This is a genomic window from Pseudoalteromonas sp. BZK2 (assembly GCF_014349195.1).
GTDB lineage: Bacteria > Pseudomonadota > Gammaproteobacteria > Enterobacterales > Alteromonadaceae > Pseudoalteromonas > Pseudoalteromonas simplex.
The window spans coordinates 40,396-56,132 of the sequence record NZ_JACSOG010000025.1 but is presented as its reverse complement, the minus strand read 5'-3'; the positions used below and the strand labels follow the sequence as shown (position 1 = coordinate 56,132).

At 41.7% G+C, this 15,737-nt stretch carries 10 protein-coding genes; 9 read left to right on the top strand and 1 reads right to left on the bottom strand.

Translation table 11 applies throughout. The annotated features are described in order from the left end of the window. Positions 1-65 precede the first annotated feature (65 nt). Complete coding sequence (locus BIZ38_RS15110; protein WP_187490645.1) at positions 66-2,669, top strand: DUF2339 domain-containing protein; 2,604 nt, start codon at positions 66-68, stop codon at positions 2,667-2,669. A 36-nt stretch (positions 2,670-2,705) separates the two neighbouring features. Here the strand turns inward: BIZ38_RS15110 and BIZ38_RS15105 are convergent, their stop codons facing one another. Then, the gene (locus tag BIZ38_RS15105) at positions 2,706-6,146 is read right to left on the bottom strand and encodes a PAS-domain containing protein (protein WP_138618560.1); all 3,441 of its coding nucleotides are present in this window, start codon (positions 6,144-6,146) and stop codon (positions 2,706-2,708) included. Between the two features lie 387 nt (positions 6,147-6,533). On the opposite strand from BIZ38_RS15105, the gene BIZ38_RS15100 reads away from it, so the two are divergent. The 8 genes from BIZ38_RS15100 to fba all read left to right on the top strand — a co-directional run bounded on the left by BIZ38_RS15100 (position 6,534) and on the right by fba (position 15,445). Continuing rightward, on the top strand, positions 6,534-6,797 hold the full coding sequence (locus BIZ38_RS15100; protein WP_054551160.1) for a DUF4212 domain-containing protein: 264 nt from the start codon (positions 6,534-6,536) through the stop codon (positions 6,795-6,797). 10 nt (positions 6,798-6,807) lie between these two features. Then, positions 6,808-8,532, top strand: a complete 1,725-nt coding sequence (locus tag BIZ38_RS15095) for a sodium:solute symporter family protein (protein WP_054551161.1) — start codon at positions 6,808-6,810, stop codon at positions 8,530-8,532. 119 nt (positions 8,533-8,651) lie between these two features. Continuing rightward, on the top strand, positions 8,652-10,490 hold the full coding sequence (locus BIZ38_RS15090; RefSeq protein ID WP_187490644.1) for a DUF294 nucleotidyltransferase-like domain-containing protein: 1,839 nt from the start codon (positions 8,652-8,654) through the stop codon (positions 10,488-10,490). Between the two features lie 8 nt (positions 10,491-10,498). Then, complete coding sequence (locus tag BIZ38_RS15085) at positions 10,499-11,122, top strand: 3'-5' exonuclease (RefSeq protein ID WP_119852378.1); 624 nt, start codon at positions 10,499-10,501, stop codon at positions 11,120-11,122. After that, positions 11,119-11,580, top strand: a complete 462-nt coding sequence (locus tag BIZ38_RS15080; protein ID WP_187490643.1) for a methyltransferase family protein — start codon at positions 11,119-11,121, stop codon at positions 11,578-11,580. Before BIZ38_RS15085 ends, BIZ38_RS15080 begins: the two co-directional genes overlap by 4 nt. Before the next feature lie 369 nt (positions 11,581-11,949). Then, positions 11,950-12,966, top strand: coding sequence for an erythrose-4-phosphate dehydrogenase (gene epd / locus BIZ38_RS15075; RefSeq protein WP_054551164.1), 1,017 nt, complete (start codon positions 11,950-11,952; stop codon positions 12,964-12,966). Positions 12,967-13,008: 42 nt separating this feature from the next. After that, positions 13,009-14,184, top strand: coding sequence for a phosphoglycerate kinase (locus BIZ38_RS15070; RefSeq protein WP_187490642.1), 1,176 nt, complete (start codon positions 13,009-13,011; stop codon positions 14,182-14,184). 196 nt (positions 14,185-14,380) lie between these two features. Continuing rightward, the gene (gene fba, locus BIZ38_RS15065) at positions 14,381-15,445 is read left to right on the top strand and encodes a class II fructose-bisphosphate aldolase (RefSeq protein WP_187490641.1); all 1,065 of its coding nucleotides are present in this window, start codon (positions 14,381-14,383) and stop codon (positions 15,443-15,445) included. Positions 15,446-15,737: the final 292 nt, after the last annotated feature.

Sequence of the window (15,737 nt, the reverse complement as noted above, 5' to 3'; positions counted from 1 at the left end):
AGTGTTTATTGTATAAACAATTAAGGCTTTTGCTTTTTTGTTTAAAGTATACACAAGGAGAGAGTATGGACGGCGGTATTGCGTTACTAGTCTTACTAGCACTAGTTGTTGTAGGTGGCTCAATTGCTGGCATTATTGCCCTTTTTCAACTCTCTAGTTTAAAGCGAGAGGTGGCTGCTCTTCGAGTAAAACTTAACGCGACATATGTTAATAACCCTCAAACAAATACTGCAAACACGTTTGAAAATTCAAACGAAGATCTGACTGACACAGCAAAATTTGAACCAAAGCCGAAAGCTATTATTAAGCCGATTGAGGTTATCGCTAAAAAGCCAGAGCCAACAAAACCCAAGCCTGCCATTTTAAATCCGCTAGTAAGCCAACTCGTTACACAAATCAAAGCCAATTGGCTAACTTGGGTAGGAGCGGTTGCACTTGCCTTTGGTGGTATCTTTTTAGCCCGCTATTCACTGGAAGCAGGCTTATTATCCGAAACTATGCGACTCACACTTGGGGCTATTTTTGGTCTGAGCTTAATTGTTGCGGCTGAGGTGTTACATCGTAAAGGTATTATCTTTGATGGGTTTAGTAACTATATTCCCGCTGCGCTTGCTAGCGGCGGCTTTATCAGTTGTTTTGCGCTCACTTTACTGGCCTACAGCCATTATGGCTTACTCCAAGCATTACCTGCATTTAGCGTTTTAACCTTAATCTCTGTAGCTGCAAGCTGGATGGCGCTGCGTTTTGGTCCAGTGCTTGCGGTCATTGGTATTATTGGCGCCTACAGCGTGCCGGTTTGGGTCAATACTGGGAATAATGATTTTATAGCGCTGCTTACCTATGTTGCTTTTGTTAGTGTTTCTGCTTCGCTGGTAGCGCATTATGTAAAACGTCATTGGCTGTGGTATCTGTTATGGGCAGGTCATTTAGGTTGGTACATTTTAGTTGCATTGACAGTATCTAAAAACCTGCATTGGTTTATTAATCTTTATGCTCTATTTAGCATCATATTGTTAATTGCTATTCCACGCCTTGGGCTGGGCTTTAAGCAAATTGAATACCGCCCACATCGCTTTAAAACGCTACTGAAACAACTGCCCGACAACCCTCTGTTATTAGCGGTTGTCGTACCACTTTATCTTTTACTCATGAGTAGTAACCAACTGCTTACTTGGCAATTGAGTATGTTGTTGTTAGTGGCTTTACTGTTGTTTTTGGTATTAAAAAACAGTGCATGGGATCACTGGCTAATAATATCTGTGGTGAGTGTGGTGTGTTTGCTGACAGGGCAAAATAATACTGTTGATTATTCTGAGCAGCTTTTTGTATTTAGGCAAAACTACGGAGCAGGGCTGTTTTTTATTGCTCTGTTTGCAGGCTATGGTTTTTTATTTGGTCGTAAATACCCTAAACGCTTTGGCTTTACGTTACTCGCATCACTTTCAAGTTTTGTGATTATTAGTTGCTTATATCTCATCACTCCCGACCATGCCTTGATGACGGCATACCCGGTTTGGTGCTTTGTATTACTGGCACTGTCTGCCTGGCTATTTAAGTTATCCATCAATAGCACAAATCCAATGCGAGTATTTAGTTACTGGCTTGGCGGTAATGCCAATATTAGTTTGGCATTAACCATGCTCCTTGAAGGTAGCAGCTTGACCTTAGCGCTTGCTGTGCAAGTGTTGTTGATCAGTTTTTATGTTAATAAACAGTCACTCAGCATACTGACTTGGCCGCTTAAAGGTTTAGTTGGTGCTTTACTCATTAGATTAAGTTTTGCACCTTGGTCAGCGGATTACAGTGATGCGCTGCTGCTCGGTGTACATTGGAGTTTGGTTGTTTATCCTGTATGTGCTTGCTTATTTTACTTGGCAGCAAGGCATTGGCAGCAGCAATCTGTTCGAATGTGGCTAGAGGGTGCAGCCCTACATTGCATTGCTTTATTTATTACCACAGAGACGAGCTATCAGTTAGTAGGGCGCTATCCTGACTTTGAGAATTTGTCTGTGTATGAGCATATTTTACTGACCTGTAACTGGGGCATCTTGGGCTGTGTTTACTTACTGCGCTCACGCTTTACTGCGCAATTGGCTAAGCTCTATCAAATGGCTGGTTTTGCGTTATTAACATTAAGCGGTTTGCTAGTAGTGAAAAGCTTTACCGCTGTAAATCCGTTTTTTGAACCGGTAAATATAGGCAGTTGGCCGATTATTAACTGGTTACTATTACTTTGGTTAGTACCAGCTTTAATTGCAATTTGGGCAAGCCGACTGACGAAATCTCAGCACTATTTACAAAAGCTGTTTACAGTACTTGCAGGTGTGATGAGTGTTTTATATATCAATGCGGAAATTCGCCACAACTGGCAAGGCGAGTTTATAAATATTGCTTTGCCAACCTCAGATGCCGAGCTTTACAGTTATTCTTTAGTTTGGCTTATTATCGGAGCTATGGTAGTTGTGATAGGGCATTTAAAAACCATTACGTTATTACAAAAGCTTGGCCTTGGCTTATTGGCGCTGGTGGTGTTAAAAGTGTTCTTGATTGATATGGCAAACTTAACTGGATTATTGCGGGCTATTTCGTTTATCGGCTTAGGCTTGTCGTTAGTTGCGCTTAGTTGGTTGTTCCAAAAATTTAAGGCAAAGCCTACTGCTTTGCCTTAAATCTATGTTTTTAAAAACGTTGGTTAAGCACTATTGTTAAGTACTGTGGTTAAGCAGTGCTTTGAGTTTTGCGGGCTTAACAGGTTTACTAAGGTAATGAATTTGCTCTTCTTTGGTTTGCTGTTTTAGCGCTTCATCACGTACCGCTGTGATTAAAATTGCCGGTACTGGGCTTTGCCAAATTTCTCGTAGGGTTTTAATAAGCGTGATGCCATCGCAATCATGACCGAGCTGATAATCCATTAAGATCACATCGGGCGCTCGGTGCTCTTTGGCATAGGCCATCACGGTTTCAACTTGATCAAAGAGTTGGTAATTGGCCTGCCACTTTTGCAATAGGCTTGCCATGGCATTAAGGTTTTCTGGGTCATCATCCACCGCAATAATATTCATTGCACTGCGGTTCTCAACACCTTTTTTAGGTGCCTCTTTTTGTTGAATAAATTGGCTTTCACCATAAGGTACTTCAATACTAAAGCGGCTACCTTTGCCAGGCTTTGAACTGACATCTAATCGTAAAGAGAGTAAGTCGGCCATTCGTTTTACAACTCCTAAGCCAAGGCCAACCCCTTTGTTATCTCCCGCTTCAATACGATAAAAGTCATTAAAGATCTTCGCTTGCTCTACTTCTGTAATGCCGGGGCCTGTGTCCCATACTTCAATACGTAAATGATGTTTGCGTTTGCGACAAGCAATTAAAACTCGGCCACTATCAGTGTATTTAACCGCATTTGACACCAAGTTTTGAATAATTCGTCGTAAATAAGTGATATCACTGTGAACAATTACTCCTTTTGAACGCACCGTCAGCTTTAAGCCTTTTTCGCTCGACATAATGGCGTATTCGTTCTTAAGCGGGGCAAGTATGTCATCAATACTAAAGTGACGTGGAGTTGGCGTCATTGCCCCTTGCTCGAGCTTGGCAATTTCTAACAGCGCAGACATCAAATGCACCGTTGAATCTAAACTTGCGCCAAGCTTTTCAAAGTTATTTAAGTTGTTGTTAGAGAGGGTTTTATCATCAATGGCTGCAAGGTACAGGCGCGCCGCATTCAGCGGTTGTAAAATATCGTGACTTGCTAAGGCTAAAAATCGCGTTTTACTGTCATTAGCTTGTTCTGCCTCTTTTTTAGCTAAAGTAAGTGCTTGCTCAGTTTGTACTCGGCTATCGATTTGTGCTTGTAAATCTTTATTGATAGTACGGATTTCTTGAGTACGCGCTTCAATACGGTTTTCAAGGTCCATGTTTACTTCTTCAAGCGCATTTTGCGTTTCGATATGCGTGGTAACATCAGAGAAACTTGTTACAAAGCCACCATCTGGCAGTGGGTTACCAATCATTTCGAACACTTGGCCATTACGGCGGTGGCGAATAAAGTGGTGGGGCGTGCCGTTTTTAAGATGCTGCACGCGCTTTTCTACATGGCGCTCAACTTCACCTGGACCACACTCGCCGCGCTCGGCATTGTAGCGGATCACTTCCTCTATGGGTTGACCAACCTCTAAAAAGTTTTCTGGGTAGTCAAACATTTCTGCGTAGCGCTTATTCCATGCCACTAAATTAAGCTCTTTATCAACAACAGAAATACCATGGCTGAGGTTTTCAAGTGAGGTGAATAATAGGTTTTGGTTAAATTGCAGAGCTTGTGTGGTTTCATCAAAAAAGTTAACGACTTCTTCAAAGGCCATGCGTTTACCTGAGGCAACTGTGTGGATCAGCGCCTGTGCTGAAGAGGCACCAAGCACACCAGTTAAGGCGCGTTCACAATAGGCAATAAACTCAGGTTCTGGGTGTGCGTTATTATTATCTAAGTTATGAGTTAAAGAGTAATGGGCTAAAACTTGTTGCGATCGCTGTACGCCCAAGAAGGTTTGTAGTAGAACCTTAAAGTCGTAGACGGTGGCTTTCACATTTTTATTCAAGCGTCTAGCAAACACAGCTTGATCTTTAGGATTAACAAAGGCAGCTGCCTGAATTTTATCAATTAAACGCTCATCTGCACCGAGCGAAAAACTAATGTAACAGCCAATATTGGCAAATAAAGCAATGAGGGTGCCACGAGTAATGAGTGTTTGTTGTAGCTCTGCGTTTAAGGTATTGCCTGCATCTAAAATAGGTAGCATTAAGAATAAAACCCAGCAAATGAAGCCTGCTAATAATCCCGCATAAACCCCATAAGCATGGCCTTTTCGCCAATATAGACCACCCACAATAGCAGGCAGTAATTGCGAGACTAAAGAAAAGGCGACTAAACCCATACTAGCCAAAGCTTTACCATGGCCAAACCATTGCTGGTAGAAATACGACAAAATCAAAATGCCAGCAATTGTGAATCGTCTAACTAACAGAATTTGTGATTTATAGCTGCTGGTGATGAGGTTACGTTTAAACTTACGACGCAGCATTAGCGGCAATACCACATCGTTTGAGATCATGGTGCTGAGTGTAAGTGTGGCTACAACAATCATCGCTGTAGCCGCTGATAGACCCCCGATAAATACAAAGGTCGTTAAAAAGGCGTTTTCGTGCATCAGCGGTAGGGCTAATACAAAGCTATCTGGAGAGAAGCCACTACCAATGCCTGGGTGTATAGCTGCCGTTGCAATAGGGAAAATCATTGCAGCAGTCAGTAACAAATACAGGGGGAATGCCCAGCGGGCTGTATAAAGATGGCGTTTATCTTGGTTATCGACCACAGTTACATGGAACTGCCTTGGTAAACAGATAATCGCCGCAGCTGCCATTAATGACTGACCGATAAAGTTAAAGCTAAAAAAGTCGAAGTTATGCCAGTGCTGCCAAATAGAGCCCTTTAGTTGCTCGGTTTGCACCGTAGTTAAATTAAATAATGTGTATAAAGCAAGCCCAGCAACGGCCACTAAAGCCAGTAATTTAATCATCGATTCAAAGGCAACAGCCAGCATCAGCCCCGAGCGATATTCGGTTACATCCACCTTACGAGTACCAAAGAATATCGCAAACATTGCCATGATAAGTGTTGCTGAAAGGGCCAGCATAGATCCCGAAATACGATCGTCGTTTTGCAGCAGTAAGAAGCTGCTACTTAGTGCTTTTAATTGCAGTGCGATATACGGAATAGTCGCTAATAAAGCGATAATCGTTACCATAATCGCGGTGGTTTGCCGTTTACCATAGCGAGCAGAAATAAAGTCGGCGATAGTGGTGATATTTTGCTTTTTACTGACCAGTACTAATTTACGTAAAAACCCTTGGCCGAAGAAAAATAGCAGCGCAGGGCCAATTAAAATAGGTAAGTAGTTCCAACTGCTGGTGGCTGCTGTACCAACCGAACCATAGTAGGTCCAAGACGTACAGTAAATCCCTAGTGAAAAAGAATAGACAAATGGGTGGTGACTAATTCTTTTTGCAAGAGGAGTGGTTTTGTCTCCCCAATTTGCCAACCAAAACAACACGCCAATATAGGCGAGTGCAACAAATAAAAGCGCAGCTGTCATGTTTAAATTCAGTAATTATTGTAATAACACTACCTTACCAGAATTATGCGCGATTTCGATGGCTAGATTTTTTGCAATAAAAATTAATAAAAAGCAAGTTGTTGATATTTAAAAGATAGTACTGTTTTATGCGCTGTTATTAGACTAATGTCGCAGATCATTCGTTTTTACTATTTTCGCTATTTCGCAAATTTATCTTTATAGGTTAAGTTGTTGTTAAATATTGTTTTTTACCATTCGTTAACAAATGGTGTTTTGCAGTTTACGTAAACGTAAACTAACTGTTACGACTATGGTCTCAATTCCATAAATCAGAACCCTTGCTAACTTAGTTAATGACAACTAATACCACTCATTACTTTTTTGTAATGCATAAGGGGATAAAAAATGGCTTTTAAAGATGAAGAACAAGCAAAAGCTTATTGGGCGGAAAACCTCGCACTGCTATTTAAATTATTAGCAATTTGGTTTGTCGTGTCATTTGGCTTCGGCATTTTACTGGTAGACGTACTTAACGAGATACGTTTCTTTGGGTTTAAACTCGGCTTCTGGTTCTCCCAGCAAGGCGCTATTTACACCTTTGTTGCTTTGATTTTTGTTTACGTTTTCAAAATGAATACGTTAGATAAAAAATACGGCGTAGACGAATAGGAGCTAAGCAATGGATGTTCAAACACTCACGTTTATTATCGTCGGTTTAAGCTTCGCGCTTTATATCGGCATCGCAATCTGGGCTCGTGCTGGGTCAACAAATGAATTCTATGTTGCAGGGGGCGGTGTACCGCCGCTAGCAAATGGTATGGCAACCGCTGCTGACTGGATGAGTGCGGCATCGTTTATCTCAATGGCGGGTATTATCTCGTTTGCGGGTTATGACGGTGGTGTATATCTAATGGGTTGGACAGGTGGTTATGTACTACTTGCACTTTGTTTAGCTCCTTACCTACGTAAGTTTGGTAAGTTCACGGTACCTGATTTCATCGGTGACCGTTATTACTCACAAGCTGCACGTGTTGTTGCAATTTTATGTGCTATTTTTATCTGTTTCACATATATCGCAGGTCAAATGCGTGGTGTAGGTGTGGTTTTCTCTCGCTTCTTAGAAGTAGATATTGAGACCGGTGTTTACATTGGTATGGTGATTGTATTCTTCTACGCTGTATTAGGCGGTATGAAGGGGATTACATATACGCAAGTAGCTCAGTACTGTGTACTAGTATTTGCTTACCTTGTTCCAGCAATCTTCATTTCAATGATGATGACAGGTCACTTCTTCCCACAAACCGGTTTCGGTGCAACCCTTAGCGATGGCTCAGGACAGTTTGTACTTGATAAACTAGATGGACTCAGTACCGAGCTTGGCTTTGCGCAGTACACCGAAGGCTCGAAGAGCATGATTGATGTATTCGCAATCACAGGCGCGCTAATGGTTGGTACAGCAGGTTTACCGCACGTAATCGTTCGTTTCTTCACTGTTCCACGTGTTAAAGACACGCGTATCTCAGCTGCATGGACACTTGTTTTCATTGCAGTTGTTTATACAACAGCACCTGCTGTAGCGTCATTCGCTCGTGTAAACATGATTGATACAATTAACGGTAAAGACGGTAGCGGTACAGAGTACGCAGAAGCACCAGCTTGGGTTAAAAACTGGGAAAGAACAGGCCTAATCACCTTTAACGATAAAAATGGTGACGGCAAAATGTTCTACTCAGCAGGTAAGATTGATGATCCAAACAGCGCAAACGAAGTTAAAGTGGACCGCGACATCATGGTACTTGCAAACCCTGAGATTGCAGACTTACCAGCATGGGTGATTGCACTAGTCGCAGCAGGTGGTATCGCAGCAGCGCTATCAACAACAGCAGGCTTACTATTGGTGATCTCGACCTCGGTATCCCATGACTTATTAAAACGCACCTTAAAACCAGATATAAGTGACAAACAAGAGCTACTTGCAGCGCGCTTAGCTGCGATGATAGCGATTGTGATTTCAGCTTACTTTGGTATTAACCCGCCAGGGTTCGTGGCTTCGGTTGTTGCCTTCGCCTTCGGCTTAGCAGCGGCGAGCTTCTTCCCAGCCATCATTATGGGTATCTTCTCTAAGAAGATGAATAAAGAAGGTGCGATTGCGGGTATGGTGACAGGTATTACATTCACAGCGGCTTATATTATCTACTTCAAGTTCGTAAGCCCTGAGTTGAATACACCGGCAAACTGGTTATTTGGTATTTCACCTGAAGGTATCGGTCTTATTGGTATGATTGTTAACTTTGTAGTTGCAGCAATCGTACTTAAACTAACGGCTGAAACACCAGTTGAAATCCAAGAAATGGTTGAAGGTATCCGTAACCCTAAAGGTTCGAGCGCAGCACACGCGCACTAATAAAACCATTTTATAAGAACACACTCTTGACGTTTAAAAGCCCGACTTAAGTCGGGCTTTTTATTTATTTCAAACAGGGGTAGTGTAGATATTGTCTCTATTTTATAGCGAGAATGACCATGAATACCGAGCAACAGGAAGTCGCCCAATTTGTGATGCAGCAAACGCCATTTAATCAGCTTGATGGCGCTGCCAGTGAGTATTTTGTAAACCATCTCGATATTATTTATTTGACCCGTGAGAATCAAAATCAGTGGTTAAGTTCGGATAATCTAAGATTATTTTTAATTCGCTCTGGCGATTATGATTTGCTCGACCCAAAAGGTGATGTGATCACTAAGTTATCAAGTGGCGATTACTTTGGTTTTCCTTCACTGTTAACTGGCGAAGCAATTCAAAATAGCATTTCAGTGCAAAAGGAAGGCATTGTTTACATGCTTAACCAAGCGGCATTTGATTACTTACGCCGTGAGTATAAGGTGTTTGAGCAATACTTTGTTCGTGCCCATAAAAACCGTTTATTGTCGTCTCATTATAAAAGTCAAAACGACAGTTGGTCGGAGAAAAAAATTTGCGAGTTGATGAATCGCAAGGCCGTCACCTTGGCGCCAGATGCAAGTATTCGTCAAGCCGCTAAAAAAATGAAACAACAGGGTGTTTCATCGATTATGTTGACTGAACATGAGCGTCTTGTAGGAGTCGTGACCGACCGAGATTTACGCAACCGCGTATTAGCCGATGAGGTTGACCCACAAGAGTCAGTAAGTAGCATCATGACGTGTAAGCCCAAGTTTATTTTTGAAAATAACCGCGTGTTTTCGGCGCTACACTTAATGCTTAAGCACAATATTCACCATTTACCTGTGCTTGATGAACATCACAAACCGCTTGGTATGCTCACCAGTACGGATTTACTGCGTCAGCAAAAAAGCGACCCAGTACAATTGATCGGACGAATTTACAAAGCGCACAGCGTGGTTGATTTAAAGCGTTATTCGCAAGAAATACCCGGTTTATTAAAAGGTTTTTCAAACAATATTGATGACATCTCCTTGATTGGTAAATTATTAAGTGGCTTAACCGATGCACTGACTTCGCGGTTAATTCGTTTGTTCCAAGAAGATAATGGCGCGGCACAAACCAGCTTTAGTTTTATTTGTTTTGGTTCACAAGCACGAGAAGAACAAACACTGCATTCTGACCAAGATAATGGCCTGTTGCTACCTGATGATTTAACAGAAGAACAACACGATTACTTTAAGCGCATGGGCGAGTATGTCTGTGAGCATTTAATTGAGTGCGGTATAAAACGTTGCCCTGGCAATATTATGGCGAGCAATGCACAGTGCCGTATGGGCATTAATGCTTGGACAGAAAAGTTTCATAAGTGGATCACCTCACCTACACCAGAGGCGATGCTCAATTGTAAGATATTTTTTGACCTACGTTTTATTGAAGGTTCCACTACCTTATATGCGCGCTTTTGTGAGCAGCTAAAACGCATTTCTAAAAATGACTTATTCTATGCGGCTATGGCCAGCGACATTAAAAATACGCCAGTGCCCATTGGTTTGTTTAATCAATTTAAATTAGAGAAAGACGAAAAGCAGCATAAGTACCTCGACTTAAAAAAACGCGGTGTGGTGATCATCAACGACATAGTACGTTTATATTCCCTCAAAGCGGGTATTCAGCGTGCTAATACGCAAGAGCGTATTGATGCATTAATGAAATTTTCGCTACTCAATAAAGATGACTTATATAACCTAAAAGACTGTTGGCGCTTTTTAACCCAGCTGCGTTTAGGCACACAAATTAACGAAGAGGGATTGCCAAGCAACTGTATTAACCCAAATGCGTTGAATTCATTAGAGCGACATCAATTAAAAGAAGCATTTTATTTGGTTAAACAGGCACAGCAAGCCGCCGCATTTAAATTTGCTCGCGGTAGTTTATAGGAGAGGGTATGGTTAAACGCTGGTTAAGTCGGTATTTAGCGCGCAAGCAACTCTTGGCAGCCGATGCCTATAAAGAACGCTACGTAGTGATAGACATGGAATTAACGGGCCTAGATCCTCGCCAGCACGAAATTGTCTCGGTGGCGTGGGTGATGATAGAAGATCAATGCATTAAACTCAGCGGTGCGCAGCACTTAATAAATAAAGACGTGCAAAGCTTAGAGCAAAGTCCGATTTATCACGGTATTGCAAAACAAGATATAGATACAGGTGAAAGCCTCGAAAGCATTCTTGGAAAGCTGCATCAGCATTTTGGTGAGTGCATTTTAGTGTTTCATAACGCGGCACTTGATTGGGGGTTTTTAAAACAGGCCTGCAGAACGCTTGGCTTAGATGCAAAAGCGCGTTTAATTCTTGATACCTTTGTTATTGAAAAAAAACGCCTGCACCAGCAAGGCCACGAAATTGGCCACGATGATTTAACACTTAGCGAATGCCGTAAACGCTACAACTTACCGCATTACAGCTCGCACCATGCCCTGACTGATGCCATGGCAACGGCCGAGTTATTCTTAGCCCAGTGTCATCAAATCAGTCGTGGTAAGGCATTGAAAGTAGGGGAGCTTGTGTGAATCAGTTAGAATTAAAAATTCCTCCAGTCGCGCTGCTGCTGATCATTGCGTTGATGATGTGGGGCATAGCAGAGTTGTTTATGAGTTTTAGCTTCTCGTTTTTTGCATCATCTTTTGTAGCACTACTCATTGCATTTTTAGGTGTGGTGTTTGCTTTATTAGGTGTTTATCAATTTCGTAAGCAAGGTACGACTGTTGACCCTCGAATTCCAGAAAAGTCGGCGAGTCTTGTTACAAGTGGTGTTTATCAATTTAGCCGTAACCCAATGTATGTTGGTATGTTACTAATGCTAGTTGGTTGGGGAATTTATCTTGGTAATATTGCGAGTTTTATTATGTTGCCGGTATTTATTCTTTATATGAACCGATTTCAAATTATGCCAGAAGAAACGTTTATGGCAGAGAAATTTGGGTCAGCATACCAGCAATACAAAAAATCTGTTCGTCGCTGGCTATAAAGGAAAAAAGAGAGAGGTTGCTAGAGCAGTTTTATTTACCTTGCTCTCTTATAAAAATGTCTAAGGTCGATTACCAAAATTGAGCTATCTAGGGTTGTTAAAGTAGTTTTATTTACCTACCCTCTTATAAAAATGTGTAAGGTCGATTACCAAAATTGAGCCATCTAAAACATGCTAAGCAACTTTTATTTCACCTGACCTCTTATAATAATGTGTAAGGTCGATTACCAAAATTGAGCCATCTAAAATATGCTAAGCAATTTTTATTTTGGCTGACCTCTTATAATAATGTGTAAGGTCGATTACAATACCGCCATCTAAAAGGCAGCTGCCTTTATCTGCAAGCAAATAGAGTGGATTTTCTTCTTCATGGCAATCAAACTTGCAATTAATGGTTTTGGTCGAATTGGGCGCAACATCGTCCGTGCTCTGTATGAGTCTGGGCTTGAAGATCAAATCAAAATTGTCGCTATTAACGAATTAGCCGACCCTAAGGGCATTGCCCATCTCCTTAAATACGATACATCTCATGGCCGCTTTTCATTTCCAGTTAATCTTGGCGAAGATACTTTAACGGTTGCTAACGACTCTATAGCCTTATTTGCAGAAGAAAACCCTGCAGAACTGCCATGGCAAACGCTTGATGTTGATGTGGTTCTTGAATGTACTGGGGTGTATCACTCTCGTGAACATGCAGAACTACACTTAGCTGCTGGTGCAAAAAAAGTATTGTTTTCGCAGCCTGCAGATGCTGATGTCGATGCCACAATTGTGTATGGTATTAACGATGATGAGCTAAAAGCTGAACATACGATTGTTTCAAACGGTTCATGTACCACAAACTGTATTGTGCCAGTGATTAAAGTGCTGGATGACGCATTTTCGATTGAATCTGGGGCTATTACAACGATTCATGCCTCGATGCATGATCAGCAAGTGATTGATGCGTATCATCATGATTTACGCCGCACTCGTGCTGCAAGCCAATCTATTATTCCGGTAGATACAAAGCTTGCTCGTGGTATTGAGCGTATTTTGCCTAAGTTTCATAGTCGCTTTGAAGCCATTGCTGTTAGGGTACCCACTATCAACGTGACGGCGATGGATTTAAGTGTAACAGTGAATACCGATGTGAATTTAGCGACTGTCAATCAAGCACTTAAGTTAGCTGCAAAAGACCGCCTTGACGGTATTTTAAGTTACACTGAAGAGCCATTGGTATCGGTAGATTTTAATCATGACCCACATTCTTGTATCATAGATGGCACTCAGACACGTGTTAGTCATAAACGACTGATAAAGTTGTTAGTGTGGTGCGATAATGAGTGGGGCTTTGCGAATCGTATGCTCGACACTGCGCGTGCGATGATGGCTGTAAGCCAATAATTTATAAATATAATATTAGTATCGTTAACTAAGGAGAAGTCCATGTCGGTCATTAAAATGGCAGATTTAGATTTAAACGGCAAACGCGTGTTAATTCGTGAAGATTTAAATGTGCCTGTAAAAGAAGGTAAAGTGACCTCTGATGCGCGTATTCGTGCAGCATTACCAACTATCAAATTAGCGTTAGAAAAAGGCGCTAAAGTAATGGTGATGTCACACCTTGGCCGCCCTACGGAAGGGGAATATGATGAAGCGTTTTCACTTGCCCCTGTGGTTAATTATTTAAATGATGCCCTTGAGCAAACAGTTCGTCTAGAAAAAGACTACCTAGAAGGCGTAGACGTTGCTGATAACGAAGTGGTTGTTTTCGAAAACGTGCGTTTTAACGCTGGCGAAAAGAAAAACGACGAAGCATTGTCTAAAAAACTAGCTGCATTATGTGATGTTTACGTAATGGACGCATTTGGTACGGCTCACCGTGCACAAGCATCGACTCACGGTGTGGGTTTATTTGCTGATGTTGCATGTGCAGGTCCACTACTTGCGGCAGAGTTAGACGCACTAGGTAAAGCGCTTGATAACCCAGCTCGTCCTTTAGTTGCTATTGTTGGTGGCTCTAAAGTATCGACTAAGTTAACTGTACTTGATTCACTTTCTAAAGTGGTTGACCAACTTGTAACAGGTGGTGGTATCGCTAATACCTTCATCGCAGCAGCAGGTCACTCAGTAGGTAAGTCTTTATTTGAAGCTGATTTAATTGATGAAGCAAATAAATTAAGTGCGGCAGCAAAAGCTAATAACGGTGAAATCCCGGTACCAACTGATGTTGTTGTAGGTAATGAGTTCTCAGAATCTGCAGTGGCAACACTAAAAGATGTGAATGAAGTAACAGACGAAGACATGATCTTCGATATTGGTCCTGATACAGCAAACCAATTAGCAAAAATCATTGCTAATGCAGGCACCATTGTATGGAATGGTCCAGTAGGTGTATTTGAATTTGACCAATTTGGCAACGGTACACGTGCTATTGCTGATGCGATTGCTAACTCAAGTGCATTCTCGATTGCTGGTGGCGGTGATACGCTTGCAGCGATTGATAAATACGGCATTGCCGATAAAGTTTCTTACATTTCAACCGGTGGTGGTGCTTTCCTTGAATTTTTAGAAGGGAAAAAATTACCAGCAGTTGCTATGCTTGAAGAACGTGCTAAGTAATTAGTGCGTATGCCAGCGTAGTTATTAGGTAATTACGCTGGTTTAGCTGTTAATAAAATACCTCTCACCCTCGTTTTATTTACAGCTGTTACGGTAGGCGCGAGCTTTTCGTGATGCAGTGATGCATCAAAAAATAACTTATCCGTTCAAACTAGATAGTAGGAAACTACTGTCGATACAATTTGGAGAATACCAAATGGCTTTAATCAGTATGCGACAACTTCTTGATCATGCAGCTGAAAATGGTTACGGCGTACCTGCTTTTAACGTTAATAACCAAGAGCAAATGCGCGCAATTATGGAAGCGGCTGACAAAACAAACAGCCCGGTAATTGTACAAGGTTCAGCAGGCGCACGTGCCTATGCTGGTGCCCCTTTTATTCGTCATATGATTTTAGCTGCCGTTGAAGAATGGCCACATATTCCAGTCGTAATGCACCAAGACCACGGTACTTCACCAGGTGTATGTCAGCGTTCAATCCAGTTAGGCTTTTCATCAGTAATGATGGATGGCTCATTAATGTCTGATGGTAAAACTCCTTCAAGTTATGAATACAATGTTGATGTTACTCGTCAAACTGTTGAAATGGCACATGCTTGTGGTGTGTCTGTAGAAGGCGAGTTAGGTGTTTTAGGTTCACTTGAAACAGGTGAAGCAGGTGAAGAGGACGGCGTGGGTGCAGAAGGTAAATTATCTACTGATCAAATGCTAACAGATCCTGAAGAAGCCGCTGATTTCGTTCGTAAAACTAAAGTTGATGCACTTGCTATTGCTTGTGGTACATCACATGGTGCGTACAAATTCACGCGTCCACCAACAGACGATATCTTAGCGATTGATCGCATCAAAGAGATCCACGCGCGTATTCCTAACACACACTTGGTGATGCATGGTTCGTCTTCAGTGCCACAAGAGTGGTTAGAAGTGATCAACCAATACGGTGGTGAAATCCCTGAAACCTATGGTGTGCCAGTAGAGCAAATCATCGAAGGTATTAAATACGGTGTTCGTAAAGTAAATATCGATACCGATCTTCGTTTAGCATCTACAGGTGCAATTCGTCGCCACTTAGCTTTAAACCCAGCTAACTTCGATCCACGTAAATACTTAGCTGAAGCAACGAAAGCAATGACTGAGATCTGTGTTGCTCGCTACGAAGCGTTTGGTACGGCAGGCCAAGCTGGTAAGATCAAGCCTATCTCTTTAGATGATATGCACCTTAAATACTTATCGGGTGAACTTGATCCACAAATCAAGTAATTGATAATAAATTGAAAAAGCCGGCTTGCATGCCGGCTTTTTATTGCCTTGATCAAGGCGGATCAGCCATTTACTTACTCGTGCTTTTCCAGGATCACTGTTTTACTAACCTTCGCTTCCACGGATCATTATTTTACTAGTTGTATACTGATCATATGCTTTTCTTTGCTCAGCTTTTAAACGAAATACTGAGTGTCTTAACATTAAATCAACAAGTTATCTTACTCTCTAAGTAAAAAACTGATCTGTGGGTGATCAACTTGGTAAAAACCTGATCTTGATCTGATAGAGT